The sequence below is a fragment of the Dryocola sharpae genome (assembly GCF_051307055.1).
Taxonomy (GTDB): Bacteria; Pseudomonadota; Gammaproteobacteria; order Enterobacterales; family Enterobacteriaceae; genus Dryocola.
Genome location: NZ_CP149994.1, coordinates 2,760,794 through 2,784,658, shown reverse-complemented (window position 1 = coordinate 2,784,658; position 23,865 = coordinate 2,760,794). Strand labels below are relative to the sequence as shown.

The window sequence follows — 23,865 nt, the reverse complement described above, 5'->3', positions numbered from 1 at the left end:
TCGTTATCAGAGCTCGCTGCTTGCGCAAAATCTTCCGCGGATAACCATTATTCTGGTATCACCCGGCGGTTATCCCTATAATTGCCGCGTTTGACGCTACTTGCGTCGCCCTTCCTTAACATTAAGTCTACAAGGCTCGTTAACAACATGACTGACAAGTCCCATCAATGCGTCATCATCGGGATAGCCGGCGCATCGGCTTCAGGTAAAAGTCTCATTGCCAGCACACTGTATCGCGAACTGCGCGACCAGGTCGGTGACGAACACATTGGTGTAATTCCAGAAGATAGCTACTACAAAGATCAAAGCCATCTGTCGATGGAAGAGCGCGTTAAAACCAACTATGACCACCCCAGCGCGATGGACCATAATCTGCTGTTTCAGCATCTGCAGATGCTGAAAGCCGGCAAAGCCATTGAGCTGCCGGTATACAGTTATGTGGAACATACCCGCACCGCTAACACCATTCACCTGGTGCCGAAAAAAGTCATTATTCTGGAAGGGATTTTGTTACTGACGGATGCCCGGCTGCGAGAAGAGATGAACTTCTCTATTTTTGTCGATACGCCGTTAGATATCTGCCTGATGCGCCGCATGAAGCGCGATGTCAACGAGCGTGGCCGGTCGATGGACTCGGTGATGGCTCAGTATCAGAAGACCGTCCGCCCAATGTTTTTGCAGTTTATCGATCCCTCAAAACAGTACGCCGATATCATCGTCCCTCGCGGAGGTAAAAACCGCATTGCTATCGATATTCTGAAAGCTAAAATTAGCCAATTCTTTGAATAATCTCACCGCCTGATGGCCCGTTGCGGGCGTGCTTTGATGAATAAGAGTTCGAAACACGCTCGCAAAATGCAATGAATTCCCTGTAATTATCTGTCGTTCCGTGGATATCTAACGCCCGGTGTGGCAGGGTAAACATAACTGTGCCTGATAAGGAGAATCCGCGATGCGTTTGTGTGACCGAGATATTGAAGCCTGGCTTGACGACGGGCGTTTAACGATTACACCGCGTCCGCCGGTTGAGCGCATTAACGGCGCGACCGTCGATGTACGCCTGGGAAATAAATTCCGCACCTTCAGCGGGCATACAGCGGCATTCATCGACCTTAGCGGTCCAAAAGATGAGGTTACCGAGGCGCTGGAACGCGTGATGAGTGACGAAATTGTGCTTGACGAGGGCGAAGCCTTCTTCCTGCATCCGGGTGAGCTGGCGCTGGCGGTTACGCTTGAGTCGGTCACGATACCTGCCGATCTGGTGGGCTGGCTGGATGGCCGCTCCTCGCTGGCTCGCTTAGGACTGATGGTTCACGTTACCGCGCATCGTATCGATCCGGGCTGGCATGGCTGCATTGTGCTCGAGTTCTATAATTCCGGTAAATTACCTCTGGCTTTACGCCCGGGCATGATGATCGGCGCGCTCAGCTTCGAACCTCTTTCTGGGCCCGCCGCGCGTCCTTATAATCGCCGCCAGGATGCGAAGTACCGCGATCAGCAAGGTGCGGTAGCCAGTCGTATTGATAAAGACTGAGTTAACGCCCGTAAGAGGATGCTATGAGACGATTATTAACCGCGCTGATGATTTTGCTGGTAGTGATACTAGCCGGTCTTTCTGCGTTGGTCCTGTTGGTCAACCCCAACGATTTTCGCGCTTATATGGTGCGTCAGGTGGAACAGCGTAGCGGGTACCAGCTTACATTAGACGGTCCCTTGCGCTGGCATGTCTGGCCGCAGCTCAGCATTTTGTCCGGCCGCATGTCGCTTACGGCCCCCGGCGCAAGCCAGCCCCTTGTCAGTTCAGATAACATGCGCCTTGATGTGGCGCTCTGGCCTTTGCTTTCCCATCAGCTTCAGGTTCGCCAGGTCATGCTCAAGGGAGCGGTCATTCAGCTCACCCCGCTTAGCGAAGAGCGTAAGCCTGAAGATGCTCCGGTAGGCCCCTCGGGAAAGAATGCGCCCGTTCCTGAAAACGAACCCGGCTGGTCTTTTGATATCGCCAGGCTCAAAGTCGTCGACAGCGTGCTGGTCTTCCAGCATGACGATGACGAACAGATCGCCGTGCGTAATATCAATCTGCAAATGGAGCAGGATGATAAAAAGCGGGCTCATGTAGAATTCAGTAGCCGCATCAACCGCGACCAGCGCGATCTGAATCTGTCGCTGGTTGCCGATCTCGACGCCAGCGCTTTCCCGCAGAAACTCAACGCCACGATTTCTCAGCTTAATTATCAGCTTCAGGGCGCCGATTTACCCAAAGCGGGCATTAAAGGCGGCATTACGTTACAGGCGAGCTGGGATCGGGCAGAGAAAAAACTCGATCTGAACAATCTACAGCTCACCGCTAACGATAGCGACCTGCAGGGCAGGGCGAGCGTTGCTCTGGGCGAGAAGCCGCGGTGGGCGGCAGAGCTGAAGGCGGCTAACCTGAATCTGGATAAGCTGGCGGCGGCAGCGGCGGCAACAAACGCCACGGTGGCGCAGCGCGGCCAGCAGCAGAATACGTTGCCGCGTCCGGTTATTGCCTCCGCCGGGGAAGAGACCTCCTACCGCACGCTACGCGACTTTAGCGCCCAAGTTTCCGTTGCGGCGAAAAGCGTGCACTGGCGTGGGCTTGAGTTCAGCGACGTTCGCTCTACCGTCAGCAATGATGAGGGCCTGCTTAAGATTACCGAACTGGCGGGACAATTTGGCAAAGGCAGCATGTCCTTACCGGGCGAGCTTGATGCGCGCGATGATGTACCGCGCCTGACCTTCCACCCGCAGATAAGCAATATTGAAATTGCCCCTGTGCTAACCGCTTTTGACTATCCGATAGCCTTATCGGGCCAGCTTTCAATGCAGGGCGAATTCAGCGGAGACAGGCTGGATGCCGAAGCGTTCCGTCGCTCATGGCAGGGGGAGGCGACTATTACGATGACCAACTCTCGTCTGCAGGGAATGAACTTCCAGCAGCTGATTCAGCAGGCCGTTGAACGCAGCAATAGCGAGGTGAAGGCGCAGCAGAGCTACGAGAATGCGACCATACTGGATCATTTTACCGCTGAGGCTACGCTGGATAACGGCCAGCTGGCCCTGAAGAAAATGAACGGCAGCTCTTCGCTGCTATCGCTGGCAGGCGAAGGGACTATGGATCTCGTAAAAGAGACGTGTGATACCCGTTTTGCTGTGAAGGTGACTGAAGGCTGGGAAGGCGACAGCAAGCTTATCGCCATGCTAAAAGAGACGCCGATCCCGCTGCGGGTTTATGGTCCGTGGGCGAAGCTGAACTACAGTCTGCAGGTCGACCAGCTGCTGCGTAAGCAGCTTCAGGAAGAGGCGAAGAGCCGTCTGCAACAGTGGGTGGATCGCAATAAGGACAGCAGTAAGGCGAAAGATTTGAAGGCGTTGCTGGATAAGCTTTAGATCAGGAAAACGGTGGATGGCGCTTTCGCTTATCCACCCTACGTATACCTGATAATGCCGCAGGTCGGGTGGGACTAACGCCTGCCTAACTACCAATGCCTGATAATATCGTAGGTCGGGTAAGCGCCAGCGCCACCCGACGCCACCCAAACTACACCTCGTAATCCATCTCCTCCACCAGCGGCACAATCTGTACCTTTTGCACGCGGTGGCTTTCAACCTGCAACGTTTTTAACTGATAGTCGCAGGTCAGTACTAACGCCTGCCTAACTACCTATGCCTGATAATATCGTAGGTCGGGTAAGCGCCAGCGCCACCCGACGCTACCCAAACTACACCTCGTAATCCATCTCCTCCACCAGCGGCATAATCTGCACCTTTTGCACGCGGTGGCTTTCAACCTGCAATATTTTTAACTGATAGTCGCAGGTCGGGTAGCATCAACGCCTGCCTAACTACCTATGCCTGATAATATCGTAGGTCGGGTAAGCGCCAGCGCCACCCGACGCCACCCAAACTACACCTCGTAACCCATCTCCTCCACCAGCGGCACAATCTGCACCTTTTGCACGCGGTGGCTTTCAACCTGCAATGTTTTTAACTGATAGTTACCCACCTGCACGGCTTCCCCGGCGGCAGGCACCCGCTGGAAATATTCCATCAGCAGGCCGGCGATAGTGTGATAGTTACGCTTATCATCAAGCGGCAGCGGAATGCATAATCAAATCGCGTGCGCTGAAGCTAAAATCCCCGACCTTAAAGAGGGGGTTGTGAGTGTCACCAGCCAGGAGACAGACGCCAGCAGAAGCAGGCGCATAAGCATGGCAAGAATAAGCCCGGTGAGGCGGGCGCGGTCACGTTGCGCAGGCGGAAGTTTCTCGGCAAGGATGGCGATAAACACCAGGTTATCGATGCCCAGCACTAACTCGATAACAACCAGCGTGACCAGCCCGGCCCAGATTGACGGATCGGCAATCCGTTCCATATAGCTTTATGAACCTTCTTTTATTTGCAGAGCGTTAAATAACAAATGTCACACTGAAATGATGGGTAACCCTCCGCTAAATTGCCATGACTCCCTGAGACTAATCTTAACTAATATCCGCGATTAATGTTTTTTGCGTTATATATCCATCAAGTAACCAGGGGTAATAATTAAAAAAGAAACAAATAAGGCAGCGATATGTATTTATTATGACAGAATATATATGAGATATATCTGTATATTTTTGCGCTACTACTCTGAATTAACTTTTTGTCAATATAAAGAAAATCCTAAAGCCTGAATTTTGCGGCATTAATATTATTCTTAAAAGTATTGGTATTCCTGGCCAGCGCCTTGCCTGCGTTTGGGTTAGCTGTAACAATCAATCGCAGTGTCTGGCTATGGATGTATTTTTATAATTAGTTAGTGTGGCACTTTAGCGCTTCATTACTCGTAACTGTGCCTTATGGATAAATAGATCAGATTTATCTCAGGAGCGGTTTCCTCTTATTGTCTGCTGTTGTTTCAGTGGGTTGGTGCCTGTAAGCCAAGGGCGGTAGCATGCCTGAAGGCAAGAGTTTAAGCCTCAATTATTCTGTCAATAGGATGTCAGGAAATAAGCAAATTTTAGGATTGATGCCAGTTATTAACGCAAGCCAGGATGCGCAATTTTCTGCTGCGGCCATTCGGTAATTGGCCGCTTATTTTATTCGCACAGGATAATTACTCTGCCATAGTGATAAATACTCAATGATAAAATACAAACTTAAATTGATGCCTTTATTGGTATCGGTAACCCTGATGAGCGGTTGCACAGTACTTCCCGGTAGCAATATGTCGACGATGGGAAAAGATGTTATCAAGCAGCAGGATGCGGATTTCGATCTGGATCGCATGGTTAACGTCTATCCGTTAACGCCGCGGCTGGTTGAACAATTACGCGTGCGTCCCGCCGTTGCGCAGCCAAATATGTCTCTGGACCAGGAGATAGCCGCTTACCAGTACCGTGTCGGGCCGGGAGACGTGCTTAACGTCACCGTCTGGGATCACCCCGAGTTGACCACCCCGGCCGGCCAGTATCGTAGCTCAAGCGATGCCGGCAACTGGGTGCAGTCCGACGGCACCATGTTCTATCCCTATGTGGGCAAAGTAAAAGTGACCGGCAAAACCCTTGCCGAAATCCGTAGTGATATTACCGGCCGCCTTGCGCAGTACATCGCTGACCCGCAGGTGGACGTTAATATCGCCGCCTTCCGCTCGCAAAAAGCCTATGTTTCCGGCCAGGTGAATAAATCCGGCCAGCAGGCGATTACCAACGTGCCGCTGACGATCCTCGACGCCATTAACGCCGCGGGCGGCCTGACCGACGCTGCCGACTGGCGCAACGTGGTGCTGACGCACAACGGCCAGGAGAAGCACATCTCCCTGCAGGCGCTGATGCAGAACGGCGATCTGAGCCAGAACCATCTGCTGTATCCGGGCGATATCCTGTTTGTGCCGCGCAACGACGACCTGAAAGTCTTTGTCATGGGCGAAGTGAAGAAACAGACCACCCTGAAAATGGACTTCAGCGGCATGACGCTGACCGAAGCGCTCGGCCAGGCGGAAGGGCTGGATATGACCTCGTCCAACGCCAGCGGCATCTTCGTGATCCGTCCGTTGAAAGGGCAGCAGGGCGGCAAAATCGCCAACATTTACCAGCTCGATATGTCCGATGCGACCTCGCTGGTGATGGGCACGGAATTCCATCTGCAGCCTTACGACGTGGTGTATGTCACAACCGCACCGGTAACGCGCTGGAACCGCCTGATCAACCAGCTGCTGCCAACCATCAGCGGTGTTCGTTATATGACGGATACGGCCAAAGATATCCATACATGGTAACGCCCTATGTTTAATAAAATTCTTGTGGTGTGCGTGGGGAATATTTGCCGCTCGCCGACCGGCGAACGCCTGCTCAAAACTTACCAGCCCGCCCTCACCGTGAACTCCGCGGGACTCGGGGCATTAGTGGGGAAGGGGGCCGATGCCAGCGCTGTTCGCGTGGCGCAGGAGCACAACCTTTCCCTTGACGGCCATTGCGCGCAGCAGGTTTCAGGCCGGATGTGCCGCGATTACGATCTGATCCTCACGATGGAAAAACGCCATATCTCCGCTATCTGCGAAATGGCGCCTGAGATGCGCGGCAAAGTGATGCTCTTCGGTCACTGGGATGCGGAGCGGGAAATTCCCGATCCTTATCGCAAAAGTCGCGACGCTTTCGAAGCGGTCTTCGACCTTCTCGATCTTTCCGCCCAAAAGTGGGCTAACGCACTCAACGCTCATCAGGGATAACAATGACTGACAAAGTACATCGTTCGGGCGCCCCGACCGAGGGCAATGACGAAATCGATATCGGCCGTCTGTTTGGCACCGTTCTTGAAGCCCGCTGGTGGGTGCTTGGCATCACGGCGGTCTTCGCGCTGCTGGCCGTGGTTTACGTTCTGTTTGCCACGCCGATCTATAAAGCCGATGCGCTGGTGCAAATCGAGCAAAACGCGGGCAATTCGCTGGTTAACGACATCAGCTCTGCGCTGTCCAGTAAGCCGCCGGCTTCTGCCGCTGAGATGCAGTTGATCCAGTCTCGCCTGGTGCTGGGGAAAACCGTTGACGATCTCAATCTCGATATTGCCGTAGCCAAAAACACCTTCTGGCTGTTTGGCGCAGGCTGGGACCGGCTGCATGGCCGCCAGAATGACACGGTAAAAGTCACCGACTTCAACCTGCCTGCGGGCGCGGGAAAAGACACTTTTACCGTTGAAGTGCTGAGCCCAACCCGGTATCAACTGACCAGCGACAACGGTTTTAGCGCTAAAGGACAGGTTGGACAGACGCTCAGCAAAGACGGCGTCACCATGAAAGTGGACAGCATTAAGGCCCAGCCCGGCGACACCTTTACCGTCACCAAATATTCCACGCTCGGCATGATTAATCAGCTGCAGGGCAACCTGACCGTGGCTGAAAACGGGAAAGATACCGGCGTGCTGAGCCTCTCTTATACCGGTGAAGATAAAGACAGGATCCGCGTCATCCTCGACAGCATCACCCGTAACTATCTGGAACAGAACATTCAGCGTAAATCGGAAGAGGCGGCGAAGAGCCTTAAATTCCTCGCCGAACAGCTACCGGAAGTACGCAGCCGTCTGGATGCGGCTGAAAACAAACTGAACGCCTATCGTCAGCAGCAGGACTCGGTGGATTTATCGCTGGAAGCGAAATCTGTTCTCGACACCATGGTTAACATTGATGCGCAGCTTAATGAGCTGACCTTTAAAGAAGCCGAAATCTCCAAGCTCTACACCAAAGCTCACCCGGCTTACCGCACGCTGCTGGAAAAACGTCAGACGCTGGAAGATGAAAAAGCACGTCTGAACGGCCGCGTTACCGCCATGCCGAAAACGCAGCAGGAGATCGTGCGTTTAACCCGCGACGTGGAGTCCGGCCAGCAGGTTTACATGCAGCTGTTGAATAAACAGCAGGAGCTGAAAATTACCGAGGCCAGCACCGTGGGCGACGTGCGCATCGTTGATTCGGCAATCACCCAGCCTGGCATCGTTAAGCCGCAGAAGGCCCTGATTGTGCTGGGGGCCATTATTCTTGGCCTGATGCTCTCCATTGTCGGCGTGCTGCTGCGCTCCCTGTTCAATCGCGGCATCGAAAGCCCGGCGGTTCTGGAAGATGCAGGGCTTAACGTTTACGCCAGCATTCCGCTGTCCGAATGGCAGAAATCCCGCGACAGCGCCACCGCGCGTAACGTCAAAGGGGCGAAACGCAATAAGCAAAGCCAGCTGCTCGCGGTGGGGAATCCAACGGATCTGGCGATTGAGGCCATCCGCAGCCTGCGTACCAGCCTGCACTTTGCCATGATGCAGGCGCCCAACAATGTTCTGATGCTGACCGGGGTAAGCCCGTCAATCGGTAAAACCTTCGTCTGCGCCAACCTTGCCGCGGTAATTAGCCAGACCAACAAGCGCGTGCTGCTTATCGACTGCGACATGCGCAAAGGCTACACCCACGAGCTGCTGGGCACCACCAACGTGAACGGGCTTTCCGATGTGCTGTCCGGCCAGGGCGATATCACGCGCTGCGCGCAGAAAACCTCGGTGCCTGATTTCGACCTCGTCCCGCGTGGGCAGGTGCCGCCGAACCCTTCCGAACTGCTGATGAGCGAGCGTTTTGGCGAACTGGTGAAGTGGGCAAGCGCGCACTACGACCTGGTGCTGATCGATACCCCGCCAATTCTTGCCGTTACCGATGCCGCCATCGTTGGCCGTCACGCAGGCACCACGCTGATGGTTGCGCGTTATGCGGTGAATACGTTGAAGGAGGTGGAAACCAGCCTCAACCGCTTTGAGCAGAACGGTATCCATGTGCGCGGCGTGATCCTTAACTCCATCTTCCGTCGTGCGGCGGGATACGAGGATTACGGCTATTACGAGTACGAATATAAATCTGACTCTAAATAAATATCTCCTCACCCTGGCCTCTGACGCTGCGAGGAAGCTGGATCGAGTTAATTTCCTTCCTCGCGCTTTTAGACAGAGGCGGGGGTGAGGGTAAAAGTGCATCAACGAGAATTTTTGGGGAATGTCATGAACAGCACTACATCGCACCCGCTGATTTCTATTTATATGCCTACCTGGAATCGTCAGCAGCTGGCCATTCGCGCCATTAAATCCGTGCTGCGCCAGGATTTTGCAAACTGGGAAATGATCATCGTTGATGACTGCTCCTCCTCTTTTGAACAGCTTCAGCTTTTTGTTGAAGAGCTTAACGACAAGCGCGTGCGCTATACCCGCAACGACTATAACTCCGGCGCCTGCGCGGTGCGTAACCAGGCCATTCGCCAGGCTAAAGGAGAGTTTATTACGGGTATTGATGATGATGACGAATGGACGCCGAATCGGCTGTCGGTTTTCCTGGAACATAAGCATCAACTGGTGACACATGCTTTTCTGTATGCGAACGACTACGTCTGCGAAGGCCAGGTTTATTCGCAGCCTGCAAGCCTGCCGCTCTATCCAAAATCGCCGTACTCGCTGAAGTTGTTCTATAAGCGCAACATCATCGGCAATCAGATTTTCACTTATACAAAACGTTTTCAGCTTTGCCTGTTTGATGTCGAACTGCCTGCCGCACAAGACTATGACGTCTTTCTTCGCATGGTAGTGGCGAACGGGGAACCATGGAAAGTGGATGAAGCCACTCAGGTGCTGCACGTTAATCATGGTGGAATCAAAATCGGCCAATCGGCGAAAAAATTCGCGGGTTACTTTAATTTTTATAGAAAACATAAAGATAAATTTGACCGTACCAGCAGAAAGTATCAGCTCTTTACGCTTTATAAGATTCGTAACAAACGCATGTCCATGCGTACCTTTATGGCTCTACTGACGCTGCGAAATACCAAACGCCTGGCTCACGGCTTACTGGGGAAATAATCGTGCTGGAAGATTTACGTGCTAACTCCTGGAACCCTCGACCTTGCTTTATGGTGCTGGCCTATCGTGTTGCTCATTTCTGCTCGGTATGGCGTAAGAAAAACGTCCTTAATAATCTGTGGGCCGCGCCGGTACTGATTATTTACCGCATTGTAACTGAATGCCTGATGGGCTACGAAATACAGGCAGCAGCCACCATTGGCCGACGTTTTACCATTCATCACGGTTACGGCGTGGTGATCAGCAAATTCGCGATCGTCGGCGATGATTTCGCTATTCGTCATGGGGTGACGATAGGGGGACGCGGCGGCATAGGCGGCCGCGATAAAAGTCAGGCTCGCCCGGTGATTGGCAACGGCGTTGAAGTAGGTGCCAACGTGATGATCATCGGCCCTGTCACCATTGGTAATAACGTTGTTATTGGGGCAGGCAGCCTTGTGCTGGACAGCGTCCCGGATAATGCGGTGGTGATGGGCGACAAGGCGCGAGTGAAGGTAATTAAATGAACATCATGCAATTTAATGTGCGTCTTGCTGAAGGAGGCGCGGCGGGAGTAGCGCTTGACCTGCACCAGCGCGCCCGCGAAGCCGGACTCTCTTCGCGTTTTATCTACGGTTACGGAAAGGGCGGGAAGAAAAGCGCCAGCCATGACAAGTTTGCCGACGTGGAAAAACATACCCCGCGTCTGACTTCAATTGCCAACATCGTTCTGTTCCGCTTCTTTAACCGCGACCCGTTCGGCAACCTGAATAAGCTTTATCGCAAAGTTACCCGCGCAAGCGGCCCGGTCGTACTGCATTTCCATGTGGTGCACAGCTACTGGCTGAATCTTGAAGAGATGGTGACGTTTTGCCAGCGCGTCAAATCCCACAAGCCGGACGTGACCTTCGTCTGGACGCTGCACGACCACTGGAGCATTACCGGACGCTGCGCTTTTCTCGACGGCTGCGAAGGCTGGAAAAGCGGCTGCGCAAAATGCCCGACGCTGAACAACTACCCGCCGGTTAAGGTCGATCGCGCTCATCTTTTGGTGGATACCAAACGCCAGCTGTTCCGAGAAATGCTCGCGCTGGGCTGCCATTTTATCTCGCCAAGCCAGCACGTGGCCGACGCCTTTAACCAGATCTACGGGGCAGGGCGCTGCAACATCATCAATAACGGCATTGATGTGGCAACCGAGGCGATTCTCGCCGAGCTGCCGTTAACCGAAGCAAGCCGCGAGAAACCAAAAGTGGCCGTTGTTGCCCACGATTTGCGCTACGACGGCAAAACGAATCAGAGGCTGGTTCAGGCGATGATGGCGCTGGGGGACGATATCGAACTGCACACCTTCGGCAAGTTCTCGCCGTTTAACGGCCCGAACGTGGTGAACCACGGCTATATGACCGATAAAAAAGCGCTGATGAGCGAGCTTAACGAAATGGATTCGCTGGTGTTCAGCTCAAAAGTGGATAACTACCCGCTGATCCTGTGCGAAGCGTTATCCATCGGCGTGCCGGTGATTGCGACAACAAGCGAAGCTGCGGATGAAGTGCTGCGCAAGGTGGGCGGCAAAACGTTCAGCGAGGCTAAGGTGCTGGAACTGGTGAAGCTGCCGAAAGCCGAGCTTGCTCAGCAGGTGTTCGGCATGGATTTGCCGGGCTTTAAAACCACGAGCCGCAGGTCTTACAGCGGTCAACAGATGCTGGAGGAGTATGTCTCGTTCTATCAGAATCTGTAGCTATCTGCTGTTACCGTTCATCTATCTGGTGGTCAACGTTAAGCTGGCTTCGCTGGGCGAAAGTTTTCCGATAACGGTTGTGACCTTCTTGCCCGCCATCCTCTTTTTGTTCATTGAACGTATCAGCATCAAAAAACTGATGATTGCGCTGGGCATAGGCGCAGGGTTAACCGCCTTTAACTATATCTTCGGCCAGTCGCTGAATGCCGGTAAGTATGTCACCTCGACATTATTGTTTGTTTACATCGTGCTCATCCTGGCGATGACCTGGAGCTGCCGCTTTAAAACTATCTCGCCGCGCAATCACCGGAAAATATTGCGGTTATTTTATATTGTCGTTGGCATTATTGTGACGCTGGCGGCGGCGGAAATGGCGCAGATTATTCTTACCGGCGGCAGTAGCCTGATTGAGAAAATTTCGAAGTTTCTTATTTACAGTAACAGCTATGTCCTGAACTTTATTAGCTTTGGCGGACGGCGTACTACGGCCCTTTATTTCGAACCCGCCTTTTTCGCTCTGGCGTTAATCTCAATTTGGCTCAGCATCAAACAGTTTGGTATCAAAACCCCAAAAACTGATGGTATGATCCTTTTAGGGATTATTCTTTCAGGATCGTTCTCAGGAGTGATGACTATCATTCTGTTTTACTCTCTTGAATGGGCGTTTCAATACCTTAATAAAAGTGCCATAAAGAAGAAGTTGCCGCTGGCGATTATTTCTTTAGCAGTGTTTTCAGTAGGGTTAATATTTGCTTTTCCGTATATCGCCACGCGTCTTGGCGACTTAGGTACCGAAGGATCGTCTTCCTATTATCGTATTATTGGGCCGCTGGCCATGGTTGGATATTCTCTGACGAATATTGATGGCGTAGTCCGTTTTGGTTCTTTATATGAATATGTCGCATCATTCGGAATCTTTAACGGTGCGGATGTCGGTAAAACAGTGGACAATGGCCTGTATCTGCTGATTATTTATTTTTCCTGGTTCGCAGTACTGTTGACGATTTGGTACATGTGGAAAGTCGTTAAAATGATGCGCACGGCGTTTGGCAATAATGAGAATTTCCGCGTGCAGCTATGGCTTTTTACACCCGTGTCACTGTTTTTTACCGGTTCAATTTTTAGTCCGGAATATGCTTTCTTGATTGTTTGTCCGTTTATTTTACGTAAGGCACTCAAGATAACGAACCGCTGATGAGGCCCGCAATCATGTTATTAAGTGTAATCACCGTTGCCTGGAAAAATTTAGCCGGGGTGGAAAAAACCTGGCGGTCGCTGGCTCATCTGGCGCAGGCATCCGATATCGCCTTTGAGTGGATTGTGGTTGACGGCAACTCGCAGGACGGGACGGCGGAATTTCTGCAAAATCTCAACGGACAGTACAACTTACGCTTCGTCAGCGAAAAAGATAACGGCATTTATGATGCGATGAACAAAGGCATTGAGATGGCCCGCGGCCGTTACGCTTTGTTCCTTAATTCCGGCGATATTTTCCACCCGCAGATTGCGCAGGTTGCGCATCAGCTCGCCGCTATGCCCGCCAAAGATAACGCGATGATCATTGGCGACGCCTTATTAGATTTTGGTGACGGCACGAAAATGCAGCGCCGGGCGAAACCAGGCTGCTATATTTATCACAGCCTGCCTGCCAGCCATCAGGCGATATTCTTTCCGCTGGCGGGCCTGCGTAAACATCCCTACGATCTGCAATATAAAGTCTCTTCTGATTATGCGCTGGCGGCCAAAATGTATAAAAATGGCTACGCCTTTAAGCGCATCAAAGGCCTGGTTTCCGAGTTTTCGATGGGCGGCGTTTCGACGTCCAATAATATTGAATTGTGCCGCGATGCAAAAAATGTTCAGCGCAAAATATTAGGCGTGCCCGGTTTTATCGCTGAACTGTCATTTAAATTTCGCCTGCGCACAACCGGCAAAGCAAAAGCGCTCTACAACAAAGCGTAATTGCCATAAGGAAATATTATGCAGGAATTAAGCGGCTTCACCGTACCAAAAGGGTTTCGCGGCGGCAACGGCGTTAAGGTTCAGCTGTGGTGGACGGTACAGGCGACATTATTTGCCTGGTCGCCGCAGGTCTTATACCGCTGGCGCGCATTTTTATTGCGCCTGTTTGGCGCAAAGGTTGGCAAAGGCGTAGTTATTCGCCCGTCCGTAAAAATTACCTATCCGTGGAAATTAACGCTCGGCGATTACGCCTGGGTTGGCGATGACGCCGTTTTATATACCCTGGGCGATATCTCCATCGGCGCAAATTCCGTGGTGTCGCAAAAATGTTATTTATGCACCGGCAGCCACGATTATATGAGTCAGCATTTTGATATTACCGCCACCCCCATCGTGATTGGCGAAAAATGCTGGCTGGCAACGGATGTTTTTGTTTCACCTGGCGTCACGATTGGCGACGGCACCGTCGTCGGCGCCCGCAGCAGCGTTTATAAATCATTACCGGCGAATGCCGTTTGCCGGGGTAACCCAGCAGTAAAAATACGCGATCGAGCGTGAGCGCTTTTTATTTAAAGCAAGGCTCTTAATTTCATCTTCAATCATAGGAATTATTATGACTAAAGTAGCTCTCATCACGGGTGTAACCGGACAAGACGGCTCCTATCTGGCAGAACTGCTGCTGGAAAAAGGTTACGAAGTACATGGCATTAAGCGCCGCGCCTCCTCTTTTAATACCGAACGTGTCGACCACATTTATCAGGATCCGCATACCAGCAACCCTAAATTCCATCTGCACTACGGCGATCTGACGGACAGCTCCAACCTGACCCGTATCCTGTCCGAAGTGCAGCCGGACGAGGTGTATAACCTGGGCGCGATGAGCCACGTGGCGGTTTCCTTCGAGTCCCCTGAATACACCGCCGATGTGGATGCCATGGGTACGCTGCGTCTGCTGGAAGCTATCCGCTTCCTGGGCCTTGAGAAGAAAACCCGTTTCTATCAGGCTTCCACTTCCGAGCTGTACGGCCTGGTGCAGGAAACCCCGCAGAAAGAGACCACGCCTTTCTATCCGCGCTCCCCGTACGCGGTAGCCAAACTGTACGCTTACTGGATCACCGTCAACTACCGTGAATCCTACGGCATGTACGCCTGTAACGGTATTCTGTTCAACCACGAATCTCCACGCCGCGGCGAAACCTTCGTTACCCGCAAAATCACCCGCGCGATCGCCAATATCGCTCAGGGCCTGGAGAAGTGCCTCTATCTGGGCAACATGGACTCCCTGCGTGACTGGGGCCATGCCAAAGACTACGTGAAAATGCAGTGGATGATGCTGCAGCAGGAAACGCCGGACGATTTCGTGATCGCCACAGGCGTGCAGTATTCCGTGCGTCAGTTCGTGGAAATGGCCGCGGCTCAGCTGGGCATCAAGCTGCGCTTTGAAGGCACCGGCGTGGACGAAAAGGGCATCGTGGTTTCCGTAACCGGTCATGACGCGCCGGGCGTGAAGCCGGGCGACGTGATTGTCTCCGTTGATCCGCGCTACTTCCGTCCTGCTGAAGTGGAAACCCTGCTGGGCGATCCGACTAAAGCGCACGAAAAACTGGGCTGGAAACCAGAAATCACGCTGCAGGAGATGGTTGGCGAGATGGTGGCGAAAGACCTGGAAGCAGCGAAGAAGCACTCCCTGCTTAAGTCACACGGTTACGAGGTTGCCATCGCGCTGGAGTCCTGAGCATGAACAAGAAACGTATCTTTGTTGCCGGCCACCGCGGGATGGTCGGATCGGCCATCGTCCGCCAGCTTGAGCAGCGTGATGACGTCGAACTCGTGCTGCGCGGCCGCGATGAACTGAATCTGCTGGATGCCGCTGCGGTGAACGCCTTCTTTGCGGAAGCGCGTATCGACCAGGTTTATCTGGCCGCCGCAAAAGTAGGCGGTATTGTGGCGAACAATACTTACCCGGCGGACTTCATTTACGAAAACATGATGATCGAGAGCAACATCATTCACGCCGCGCACGCGCACAGCGTGAACAAGCTGCTGTTCCTCGGCTCATCCTGTATTTATCCGAAAATGGCCAGCCAGCCGATTGCGGAAAGCGAGCTGCTGCAGGGCACGCTTGAAGCCACCAACGAGCCGTACGCGATTGCCAAGATTGCCGGGATCAAACTGTGCGAATCCTATAACCGCCAGTACGGTCGCGATTACCGCTCGGTGATGCCGACCAATCTGTACGGGCCGAACGACAACTTCCACCCGAGCAACTCTCACGTTATTCCGGCTCTGCTGCGCCGCTTCCATGAAGCGACAGAGCAGAACACGCCTGATGTGGTGGTGTGGGGCAGCGGCACGCCGATGCGCGAGTTCCTGCATGTGGACGATATGGCGGCAGCCAGCATTCACGTGATGGAGCTGGACCCGGAAGTGTGGGCGGAAAACACCGAGCCGATGCTTTCGCACATCAACGTCGGCACCGGCGTGGACTGCACCATCCGCGAGCTGGCGCAGACCATCGCGAAGGTGACGGGCTACCGTGGCCGCGTGGTGTTCGACGCCACAAAACCGGACGGTACGCCGCGCAAGCTGCTGGACGTTACCCGTCTGCGCCGTCTTGGCTGGTATCACGAGATTACCCTGGAACCGGGACTGGCCAGCACCTACCAGTGGTTCCTCGAAAACCAGTCCCGGTTCCGGGGGTAAGCATGTTTCTGAGTCAGGAAGATTTCGCCACCGTAGTCCGCGCTACGCCGCTGATCTCCATCGATCTCGTCGTTGAAAACCTGGCAGGTGAATACCTGCTGGGCCAGCGCACCAATCGCCCGGCCCAGGGCTTCTGGTTCGTGCCGGGCGGGCGCGTGCAGAAGGATGAAACCCTGGCCGACGCTTTTGCCCGTTTAACCGAAGCAGAGCTGGGCCAGCGCTTTACGCTTGAAGAGGGGGAGTTTTACGGCGTATGGCAGCACTTTTATGAAGACAATTTCTCCGGACAGGATTTTTCCACCCACTATGTTGTGCTCGGGTTCCGCCTGCGGGTGGACGATAAGCGGCTCCGGCTGCCGACCGAACAGCACAACGATTACTGCTGGCTGACGCCGGAAGCGTTACTGCGTCGCGATGACGTGCACGACAACAGCCGTGCCTACTTCATCCGTCAGGGCAAAGGGAAGGTACCAGGTTTATGAAAATTCTGGTCTACGGCATTAACTACTCACCGGAGCTGACCGGTATCGGTAAATACACCGGGGAAATGGTGGAGTGGATGACCAGCCAGGGCCATGAGGTGCGCGTTATCACCGCGCCTCCTTACTATCCGGACTGGGAAGTACGCCCGGACTATTCGGCATGGACCTATAAAAAAGAGCAGGGCGCGGCGACCGTCTGGCGCTGCCCGTTATACGTGCCGAAACAGCCTTCCACCTTAAAGCGGCTGCTTCATCTGGGCAGCTTTGCGGTGAGTTCTTTTTTCCCGCTGCTGGCGCAACGTCGCTGGAAGCCGGATCGCATTATCGGCGTGGTGCCGACTCTCTTTTGCGTACCGGGCATGCGCCTGCTGGCAAAACTGAGCGGGGCGCGCACCCTGCTGCATATTCAGGATTACGAAGTGGACGCGATGCTCGGCCTGGGCATGGCGGGCGGCGGCAAAGGTAAGGTTGCGAAGCTTGCTCAGCGCTTCGAGCGAAGCTGCCTGCATAACGTCGACAATGTTTCGACCATTTCTCGCTCCATGATGAACAAAGCAATCGAGAAGGGCGTCGATCCGAAGCGCGTGATCTTCTTCCCCAACTGGTCGGAAGTGGAGCGTTTTCGCGATGTTTCTGCGCAGGACGTGCAGGCGTTACGTGAAAGCCTGCGGCTGCCTGCGGATAAAAAAATCCTGCTCTATTCCGGCAACATCGGGGAAAAGCAGGGGCTGGAGACGGTCATTGACGTGGCCGCGCGTTTTGCTGACCAGCCATATCTGTTCGTGATTGTCGGCCAGGGCGGCGGAAAAGCGCGCCTGGAAAAGCTGGTGGCGGAAAGGGGCCTGCATAACGTGGCTTTTCACCCGCTGCAGCCTTACGACGCGCTGCCTGCGCTATTGCGCCTTGCTGACTGCCATCTGGTTATCCAGCGCCGCGGCGCCGCAGACGCCGTGCTGCCGTCCAAGCTGACCAATATTCTCGCCGTTGGCGGCAACGCGGTGATTACCGCCGAGCCGGAAACGGAGCTCGGTCAGCTTTGCGAACTCTATTCCGGCATTGCCGTTTGCGTGGAGCCAGAATCCGCCGACGCGCTGGCAGCCGGGATCGAACGCTGCCTGCAGCTGCCGGCACGCAACACGGTGGCACGTGACTATGCCGAACGCACGCTCGAAAAAGAGAACGTGCTGGGTCAATTTATTGCTGATATTCGGGGTTAAATCATGAGTCATTCGCAGCTTTATCCGGTCATTATGGCTGGGGGAAACGGCAGCCGTTTATGGCCGCTCTCCCGCGTGCTCTACCCGAAACAGTTCCTCTGCCTGAAAGGGGAGCTGACGATGTTGCAAACTACCATCTGCCGTTTAAACGGCGTGCAGTGCGAAAGCCCGGTGGTCATTTGCAACGAAGAGCACCGTTTTATCGTCGCAGAACAGCTTCGCCAGCTTGACAAGCTGACGGAAAATATCGTGCTGGAGCCTGCCGGACGCAACACCGCACCGGCCATCGCGCTGGCAGCCCTGGCGGCAATTCGCCACCAGCCGGATAACGATCCGCTGATGCTGATCCTCGCCGCCGATCACGTGATTCAGAACGAAGACGCTTTCCGCGAAGCGGTGCGTAATGCGCTGCCGTATGCCGAAGCGGGCAAGCTGGTGACCTTCGGCATCGTGCCGGATCTGCCGGAGACGGGTTACGGCTACATTCGCCGTGGGCAGCCGGAAGCCGCAGGCGTAGACGCCGTGGCGTTTAGCGTGGCGCAGTTTGTCGAGAAGCCCGATATGGAAACCGCCCAGGCTTATGTCGCCTGCGGGGAATATTACTGGAACAGCGGCATGTTCCTGTTCCGCGCCGGGCGCTACCTCGAAGAGCTGAAAAAATTCCGTCCGGATATTCTGAGCGCCTGCGAAAAAGCGATGGCGAACGTCGATCCGGATCTGGATTTTGTGCGCGTGGACGAGGCGGCCTTCCTGGCCTGCCCGGACGAGTCAATCGACTACGCGGTGATGGAAAAAACCGCCGACGCGGTGGTGGTGCCGATGGACGCGGGCTGGAGCGACGTGGGCTCCTGGTCCTCCCTGTGGGAAATCAGCGCCAAGAGCCCGGAAGGGAATGTGCATCACGGCGATGTCATCAGCCATGAAACCGAAAACAGCTATATCTATGCGGAGTCCGGCCTGGTCACCACGGTTGGGGTCAAAGATTTAGTTGTGGTGCAAACCAAAGACGCCGTGCTGATTGCCGATCGCGACCACGTGCAGAGCGTGAAAAAGGTGGTTGAGCAGATTAAGCACGACGGCCGCCATGAGCATCACAACCACCGCGAAGTTTACCGCCCGTGGGGCAAATATGACTCCATCGATTCCGGCGAGCGCTATCAGGTCAAACGCATCACCGTGAAGCCGGGCGAAGGCCTCTCTTTGCAGATGCACCACCATCGCGCCGAACACTGGATTGTGGTGGCGGGCACGGCAAAGGTGACGCTGGGCGACGAGGTGAAGCTGCTGGGCGAAAACGAGTCCATCTACATTCCGCTGGGCATGACGCACTGCCTGGAAAACCCCGGCAAAATTCCGCTCGACCTGATTGAAGTGCGGTCCGGCACTTATCTCGAAGAAGACGACATCGTCCGTTTTCAGGACCGTTACGGGCGCATTTAACGCGTAAATATTCATTGTTCCCCGCAGCCCGGCGCTGCGGGTTGGGTAACTGTTGCCCGAAGGAGCGAAAACGATGCAAAAACTGACCTGTTTTAAAGCCTATGACATTCGTGGCAGGCTGGGCGAAGAGCTGAACGAAGATATCGCCTGGCGCATTGGCCGCGCCTACGGCGAGTACCTGAAGCCGAAAACTATCGTGCTGGGCGGCGACGTGCGTCTGACAAGCGAAACCCTGAAGCTGGCGCTTGCGCGCGGCCTGCAGGATGCGGGCGTGGACGTGCTGGATATCGGCCTGTCCGGCACCGAAGAGATCTACTTCGCTACCTTCCACCTGGGCGTGGACGGCGGCATTGAAGTGACCGCCAGCCACAACCCGATGGACTACAACGGCATGAAGCTGGTGCGCCAGGGCGCGCGCCCTATCAGCGGCGACACCGGCCTGCGCGACGTGCAGCGTCTGGCGGAAGCGAACGATTTCCCGCCGGTAGACGAAGCCAAACGCGGCAGCTACAAGCAGATTTCCGTGGTTGAGGCATATATCGACCACCTGTTCTCCTACATCAACGTGGAGAACATTAAGCCGCTGAAGCTGGTGATTAACTCCGGCAACGGCGCGGCGGGCCCGATTATCGACGCCATCGAAGCGCGCTTTAAGTCCCTGAACGTGCCGCTGACCTTTGTCAAAGTGCATAACACGCCTGACGGCAGTTTCCCGAACGGTATTCCTAATCCGCTGCTGCCGGAGTGCCGCGACGATACCCGCAACGCGGTTATCGAACACGGGGCGGACATGGGCATTGCGTTTGACGGTGATTTCGACCGCTGTTTCCTGTTCGACGAGAAAGGGCAGTTTATTGAGGGCTACTACATCGTTGGCCTGCTGGCGGCGGCGTTCCTTGAAAAACAGCCCGGCGCGAAAATTATTCATGACCCGCGCCTTTCCTGGAACACGGTGGACATCGTTGAGCGCGCGGGCGGTAAGCCGGTGATGTCGAAAACCGGTCACGCGTTTATTAAAGAGCGGATGCGCGAAGAAGACGCCATCTACGGCGGTGAAATGAGCGCCCACCACTATTTCCGTGATTTTGCCTACTGCGACAGCGGGATGATCCCGTGGCTGCTGGTGACCGAGCTGCTGTGCCTGAAAGGCAAAACGCTTGGCGAGCTGGTGTGCGACCGCATGGCGGCGTGGCCGGCGAGCGGCGAAATCAACAGCAAGCTTGCCGATCCGAAAATCGCTATTGAGCGCGTGCATCAGCACTTTGCGCCACACGCAGAGGAAATCGACAACACCGACGGCGTAAGCATGGCGTTCGGCGACTGGCGCTTCAACCTGCGCAGCTCTAACACCGAGCCGGTAGTTCGCCTGAACGTGGAGTCGCGCAGTAACGAACAGCTGATGCAGGCGCGAACGCAGGAAATTATGGCGTTGCTGAATCAGTAATTTGTGGGTACGGGATCTCCTGACATTTGTAGGGCGGCTAAGCTTGCGCCAGCCGCCGCTAACCGGTGGATGGCACTTCGTTTATCCACCCTACAAAAGCAGAGAAGGGAATTTCCGTTACCCTTTGATAAAGGTAAAACGATGACAAATCTAAAAAAGCGAGAGCTGCCAAAAACGAACGCATCGTTAATCTCCATGGTGCAACGTTTCTCAGATATAACCATTATGTTCGTCGGGTTATGGGTGGTTTGTAAGGTCAACGCGTTGCCGTTTATGTACATGCATCTGCTGATGGCCCTGCTGACCCTCGTTGTATTCCAGATGATTGGCGGCATTACCGATTTTTACCGCTCCTGGCGCGGCGTGAAAATTTCCAGCGAACTGCTTTTGCTGCTGCAGAACTGGACCCTGAGCCTGATCTTTAGCGCCGGGCTGCTGGCCTTTAATCCTGATTTTGACGGCTCTTTCTGGGTCTATTTCGCCTGGTATGTGTTAACCAGCTTCGGCATGGTTGTCTGCCGCTCGTTTATCCGCTTTGGCGCGGGCTGGCTGCGCAATATGGGCTATAACACCCGCCGTATCGCTATCGCCGGCTCCCTGCCCGTTGGTCGCACGCTTGCCAGCAGCTTCCGTAACGAACCCTGGTTAGGCTTTGACGTGACGGGGGTTTATGACGATATACAGCCTGCCACCGGCCTTGGCGACTATGCCGGCAGCTTCGCGGACCTGGTTGAAGAGGCGCGATCGGGCCGCATTGATAATGTCTACATCGCGATGGCGATGAGCGAGGAGGCGCGCATTAAGGATCTGGTGCGTGAGCTGACGGATACCACCTGTTCGGTGCTGCTTATCCCTGATGTGTTCACGTTCAATATCCTTAACGCACGTACCGAAGAGGTGAACGGCGTGCCGGTTGTGCCGCTGTTCGATACGCCGCTCAACGGCGTCAACCGGGTGCTGAAGCGCCTGGAAGATATCGTCCTCGCCTCGATGATACTGCTGCTGATTTCCCCGGTGCTGCTGTGCATCAGCGTGGCGGTGAAAGCCACCTCTCCCGGGCCGGTTATCTTCCGTCAGACCCGTTACGGGATGGACGGCAAGCCGATTAAGGTGTGGAAATTTCGCTCTATGAAGGTGATGGAGAATGACGCGGTAGTGGTGCAGGCTACGAAAGGGGACAAGCGTATTACGCCGGTCGGTAACTTCCTGCGCCGCACTTCGCTTGACGAGCTGCCGCAGTTTATCAACGTGCTGCTGGGCGGCATGTCGATTGTCGGCCCGCGCCCTCATGCCGTGGCGCATAACGAGCAGTATCGTTCCCTGATTGAAGGCTACATGCTGCGCCATAAGGTGAAGCCGGGCATTACGGGCTGGGCGCAGATCAACGGCTGGCGCGGCGAAACGGACACGCTGGAGAAAATGGAGAAGCGCGTGGAGTTCGACCTGGAGTATATCCGCGAGTGGAGCCTGTGGTTCGACATCAAAATTGTCTTCCTGACCATTTTCAAAGGCTTTGTTAACAAAGCCGCGTACTGAATGAGACGTTCATGAGCCTGAGAGAAAAAACCATCAGCGGCGCCAAATGGTCAGCCCTTGCGACGATCGTTATTATCGGCCTGGGGCTGGCGCAGATGACCGTGCTGGCGCGCATCGTCGATAATAGCGAGTTTGGACTGTTAACCGTTTCGCTGGTGATTATCGCGCTGGCGGACACGCTGTCTGATTTTGGCATCGCCAACTCCATTATTCAGCGTAAAGAGATAAGCCATCTTGAACTGACCACGCTCTACTGGCTGAACGTGGGGCTGGGCCTTGTGGTGTTTGCGGTGGTCTTTTTACTGAGCGATTTTATCGCCGGCGTGCTGCATACCCCGGCGCTGTCACCGCTGATTAAAACGCTCTCTTTCGCGTTTATCGTTATTCCCCACGGCCAGCAGTTCCGCGCCCTGATGCAAAAGGAGCTGGAATTCTCGAAAATTGGATCGATCGAGACGGTTTCCGTGCTGGCGGGCTTTACGGTAACGGTAAGTACCGCGATGTACTATCCGTTCGCCATGACCGCCATCGTCGGCTACCTGGTGAATACCCTGGTGCGCACCGCTTTGTTTAGCTTCTTCGGCCGCAAAATTTACCGCCCCGGCTTCCATTTTTCGCTCAACTCCGTGAGCTCAAACCTTAAGTTTGGCGCCTGGCTGACGGCGGACAGCATTATTAACTATGTAAACACCAACCTGTCGACGCTGGTGCTGGCGCGCATCCTCGGCGCGAGCGTAGCGGGCGGATATAACCTCGCCTACAACGTGGCCGTGGTACCGCCGATGAAGCTGAACCCGATTATTACCCGCGTGCTGTTTCCGGCGTTTGCCAAAATTCAGGATGATACCGACAAGCTGCGCGTGAACTTTTACAAGCTGCTGTCCGTTGTCGGCATCATTAACTTCCCGGCGCTGCTTGGCCTGCTGGTGGTCTCGAACAACTTCGTGCCGCTGGTGTTTGGCGAAAAGTGGGCCTTTATTACCCCGATTCTGCAACTGCTGTGCGTGGTTGGCCTGCTGCGCTCCATCGGCAACCCGATTGGGTCGCTGCTGATGGCGAAAGCGCGCGTGGACATCAGCTTCAAATTCAACGTCTTTAAAACCTGCCTGTTCATCCCGGCGATTATCGTTGGCGGACATCTGGGCGGCGCGCTCGGCGTCACGCTTGGTTTTCTGTTGGTGCAGGTGGTGAATACGGTGCTGAGCTATTTCATCATGATTAAACCGGTGCTGGGGTCGAGCTACCGGGAGTACATCTTAAGTCTCTGGCTGCCGTTCTACCTTTCCATTCCGACGCTTGTGGTGAGTTACGCGCTGGGCGTGCTGCTTGCGGGGCAGATGTCTCTGGCGCTGCTGCTCGGCGTGCAGATCGCTGCGGGCGTGCTCACTTTTGTCGTTACGCTGGCGGCTTCCCGCAATGCCCTGGTGGTGGAAATGAAACGCCAGTTTTGTCGCAACGATCGTTTAAAAGCGCTGCTTCGCGCAAGCTAAG

Annotated in this window: 21 protein-coding genes and 2 pseudogenes; 20 read left to right on the top strand and 3 right to left on the bottom strand. The window is 54.5% G+C overall.

Going from position 1 to position 23,865, the window contains the following annotated elements:
• Window positions 1-147: 147 nt before the first annotated feature.
• From udk to asmA, 3 genes are all read left to right on the top strand, one after another.
• A complete protein-coding gene (udk, locus tag WLO31_RS13375) occupies window positions 148-789 on the top strand; it encodes a uridine kinase (RefSeq protein ID WP_435927092.1) in 642 nt (213 codons plus the stop codon).
• Between the two features lie 163 nt (window positions 790-952).
• A complete protein-coding gene (gene dcd / locus WLO31_RS13370) occupies window positions 953-1,534 on the top strand; it encodes a dCTP deaminase (protein ID WP_435927090.1) in 582 nt (193 codons plus the stop codon).
• 23 nt (window positions 1,535-1,557) lie between these two features.
• Entirely contained in the window at window positions 1,558-3,405 is a 1,848-nt protein-coding gene (gene asmA / locus WLO31_RS13365; RefSeq protein ID WP_435927089.1) for an outer membrane assembly protein AsmA, read from the top strand.
• A 151-nt stretch (window positions 3,406-3,556) separates the two neighbouring features.
• Here asmA and WLO31_RS13360 read toward each other — a convergent pair.
• The 3 genes and pseudogenes from WLO31_RS13360 to WLO31_RS13350 form a co-directional block, all read right to left on the bottom strand.
• Window positions 3,557-3,649 (bottom strand): annotated as a pseudogene (locus WLO31_RS13360) (hypothetical protein); the annotation flags it as partial.
• Window positions 3,650-3,922: 273 nt separating this feature from the next.
• On the bottom strand, window positions 3,923-4,114 hold the full coding sequence (locus tag WLO31_RS13355; protein WP_435930605.1) for a transporter associated domain-containing protein: 192 nt from the start codon (window positions 4,112-4,114) through the stop codon (window positions 3,923-3,925).
• Between the two features lie 7 nt (window positions 4,115-4,121).
• Window positions 4,122-4,390, bottom strand: a pseudogene (locus WLO31_RS13350) (TerC family protein); the annotation flags it as partial.
• A gap of 750 nt (window positions 4,391-5,140) precedes the next feature.
• Between WLO31_RS13350 and WLO31_RS13345 the strand changes: the two are divergent.
• The 17 genes from WLO31_RS13345 to WLO31_RS13265 all read left to right on the top strand — a co-directional run bounded on the left by WLO31_RS13345 (window position 5,141) and on the right by WLO31_RS13265 (window position 23,864).
• A complete protein-coding gene (locus WLO31_RS13345; RefSeq protein ID WP_435927088.1) occupies window positions 5,141-6,274 on the top strand; it encodes a polysaccharide export protein in 1,134 nt (377 codons plus the stop codon).
• Between the two features lie 6 nt (window positions 6,275-6,280).
• The gene (gene wzb, locus WLO31_RS13340; protein WP_435927087.1) at window positions 6,281-6,724 is read left to right on the top strand and encodes a low molecular weight protein-tyrosine-phosphatase Wzb; all 444 of its coding nucleotides are present in this window, start codon (window positions 6,281-6,283) and stop codon (window positions 6,722-6,724) included.
• Window positions 6,725-6,726: 2 nt separating this feature from the next.
• Window positions 6,727-8,895 (top strand): tyrosine-protein kinase Wzc, encoded by a 2,169-nt coding sequence (wzc, locus tag WLO31_RS13335; protein WP_435927086.1) that lies wholly within the window; start codon window positions 6,727-6,729, stop codon window positions 8,893-8,895.
• A 126-nt stretch (window positions 8,896-9,021) separates the two neighbouring features.
• Window positions 9,022-9,870, top strand: a complete 849-nt coding sequence (gene wcaA, locus WLO31_RS13330; protein WP_435927085.1) for a colanic acid biosynthesis glycosyltransferase WcaA — start codon at window positions 9,022-9,024, stop codon at window positions 9,868-9,870.
• Window positions 9,871-9,872: 2 nt separating this feature from the next.
• A complete protein-coding gene (wcaB, locus tag WLO31_RS13325) occupies window positions 9,873-10,376 on the top strand; it encodes a colanic acid biosynthesis acetyltransferase WcaB (protein WP_435927084.1) in 504 nt (167 codons plus the stop codon).
• Window positions 10,373-11,590, top strand: coding sequence for a colanic acid biosynthesis glycosyltransferase WcaC (gene wcaC / locus WLO31_RS13320; RefSeq protein ID WP_435927083.1), 1,218 nt, complete (start codon window positions 10,373-10,375; stop codon window positions 11,588-11,590). Before wcaB ends, wcaC begins: the two co-directional genes overlap by 4 nt.
• Window positions 11,565-12,785, top strand: a complete 1,221-nt coding sequence (gene wcaD, locus WLO31_RS13315) for a colanic acid polymerase WcaD (RefSeq protein ID WP_435927082.1) — start codon at window positions 11,565-11,567, stop codon at window positions 12,783-12,785. Before wcaC ends, wcaD begins: the two co-directional genes overlap by 26 nt.
• A 14-nt stretch (window positions 12,786-12,799) precedes the next feature.
• Window positions 12,800-13,552, top strand: coding sequence for a colanic acid biosynthesis glycosyltransferase WcaE (wcaE, locus tag WLO31_RS13310; protein WP_435927081.1), 753 nt, complete (start codon window positions 12,800-12,802; stop codon window positions 13,550-13,552).
• Between the two features lie 18 nt (window positions 13,553-13,570).
• The gene (gene wcaF / locus WLO31_RS13305; protein ID WP_435927079.1) at window positions 13,571-14,110 is read left to right on the top strand and encodes a colanic acid biosynthesis acetyltransferase WcaF; all 540 of its coding nucleotides are present in this window, start codon (window positions 13,571-13,573) and stop codon (window positions 14,108-14,110) included.
• Between the two features lie 55 nt (window positions 14,111-14,165).
• Window positions 14,166-15,287 carry a GDP-mannose 4,6-dehydratase gene (gmd, locus tag WLO31_RS13300; protein ID WP_435927078.1) on the top strand — a complete coding sequence of 374 codons (1,122 nt, stop codon included), beginning with the start codon at window positions 14,166-14,168 and terminating at the stop codon, window positions 15,285-15,287.
• Window positions 15,288-15,289: 2 nt separating this feature from the next.
• Complete coding sequence (gene fcl, locus WLO31_RS13295) at window positions 15,290-16,255, top strand: GDP-L-fucose synthase (RefSeq protein WP_435927077.1); 966 nt, start codon at window positions 15,290-15,292, stop codon at window positions 16,253-16,255.
• Between the two features lie 2 nt (window positions 16,256-16,257).
• Window positions 16,258-16,737, top strand: a complete 480-nt coding sequence (locus WLO31_RS13290; RefSeq protein WP_435927076.1) for a GDP-mannose mannosyl hydrolase — start codon at window positions 16,258-16,260, stop codon at window positions 16,735-16,737.
• Window positions 16,734-17,954, top strand: coding sequence for a colanic acid biosynthesis fucosyltransferase WcaI (wcaI, locus tag WLO31_RS13285; protein ID WP_435927075.1), 1,221 nt, complete (start codon window positions 16,734-16,736; stop codon window positions 17,952-17,954). Before WLO31_RS13290 ends, wcaI begins: the two co-directional genes overlap by 4 nt.
• Before the next feature lie 3 nt (window positions 17,955-17,957).
• Window positions 17,958-19,394: a mannose-1-phosphate guanyltransferase gene (gene cpsB / locus WLO31_RS13280; RefSeq protein WP_435927074.1), complete on the top strand. Its 1,437-nt coding sequence runs from the start codon at window positions 17,958-17,960 to the stop codon at window positions 19,392-19,394.
• A 73-nt stretch (window positions 19,395-19,467) separates the two neighbouring features.
• A complete protein-coding gene (gene cpsG / locus WLO31_RS13275) occupies window positions 19,468-20,838 on the top strand; it encodes a colanic acid biosynthesis phosphomannomutase CpsG (RefSeq protein ID WP_435927073.1) in 1,371 nt (456 codons plus the stop codon).
• A 141-nt stretch (window positions 20,839-20,979) separates the two neighbouring features.
• The gene (gene wcaJ, locus WLO31_RS13270) at window positions 20,980-22,374 is read left to right on the top strand and encodes an undecaprenyl-phosphate glucose phosphotransferase (protein ID WP_435927072.1); all 1,395 of its coding nucleotides are present in this window, start codon (window positions 20,980-20,982) and stop codon (window positions 22,372-22,374) included.
• 11 nt (window positions 22,375-22,385) lie between these two features.
• On the top strand, window positions 22,386-23,864 hold the full coding sequence (locus WLO31_RS13265) for an MOP flippase family protein (protein WP_435927071.1): 1,479 nt from the start codon (window positions 22,386-22,388) through the stop codon (window positions 23,862-23,864).
• Window position 23,865 lies beyond the last annotated feature (1 nt).

Bases quoted from the DNA above. Each gene is read 5' to 3' on its own strand.
- wcaC (WP_435927083.1), top strand. From the start codon at position 10,373: ATGAACATCATGCAATTTAATGTGCGTCTTGCTGAAGGAGGCGCGGCG.
- cpsG (WP_435927073.1), top strand. From the start codon at position 19,468: ATGCAAAAACTGACCTGTTTTAAAGCCTATGACATTCGTGGCAGGCTG.
- udk (WP_435927092.1), top strand. From the start codon at position 148: ATGACTGACAAGTCCCATCAATGCGTCATCATCGGGATAGCCGGCGCA.
- dcd (WP_435927090.1), top strand. From the start codon at position 953: ATGCGTTTGTGTGACCGAGATATTGAAGCCTGGCTTGACGACGGGCGT.
- cpsB (WP_435927074.1), top strand. From the start codon at position 17,958: ATGAGTCATTCGCAGCTTTATCCGGTCATTATGGCTGGGGGAAACGGC.
- wcaE (WP_435927081.1), top strand. From the start codon at position 12,800: ATGTTATTAAGTGTAATCACCGTTGCCTGGAAAAATTTAGCCGGGGTG.
- wcaJ (WP_435927072.1), top strand. From the start codon at position 20,980: ATGACAAATCTAAAAAAGCGAGAGCTGCCAAAAACGAACGCATCGTTA.
- fcl (WP_435927077.1), top strand. From the start codon at position 15,290: ATGAACAAGAAACGTATCTTTGTTGCCGGCCACCGCGGGATGGTCGGA.
- wcaF (WP_435927079.1), top strand. From the start codon at position 13,571: ATGCAGGAATTAAGCGGCTTCACCGTACCAAAAGGGTTTCGCGGCGGC.
- WLO31_RS13290 (WP_435927076.1), top strand. From the start codon at position 16,258: ATGTTTCTGAGTCAGGAAGATTTCGCCACCGTAGTCCGCGCTACGCCG.
- WLO31_RS13265 (WP_435927071.1), top strand. From the start codon at position 22,386: ATGAGCCTGAGAGAAAAAACCATCAGCGGCGCCAAATGGTCAGCCCTT.
- gmd (WP_435927078.1), top strand. From the start codon at position 14,166: ATGACTAAAGTAGCTCTCATCACGGGTGTAACCGGACAAGACGGCTCC.
- wzc (WP_435927086.1), top strand. From the start codon at position 6,727: ATGACTGACAAAGTACATCGTTCGGGCGCCCCGACCGAGGGCAATGAC.
- wcaD (WP_435927082.1), top strand. From the start codon at position 11,565: ATGTCTCGTTCTATCAGAATCTGTAGCTATCTGCTGTTACCGTTCATC.
- wzb (WP_435927087.1), top strand. From the start codon at position 6,281: ATGTTTAATAAAATTCTTGTGGTGTGCGTGGGGAATATTTGCCGCTCG.
- asmA (WP_435927089.1), top strand. From the start codon at position 1,558: ATGAGACGATTATTAACCGCGCTGATGATTTTGCTGGTAGTGATACTA.
- WLO31_RS13345 (WP_435927088.1), top strand. From the start codon at position 5,141: ATGATAAAATACAAACTTAAATTGATGCCTTTATTGGTATCGGTAACC.
- wcaI (WP_435927075.1), top strand. From the start codon at position 16,734: ATGAAAATTCTGGTCTACGGCATTAACTACTCACCGGAGCTGACCGGT.
- wcaA (WP_435927085.1), top strand. From the start codon at position 9,022: ATGAACAGCACTACATCGCACCCGCTGATTTCTATTTATATGCCTACC.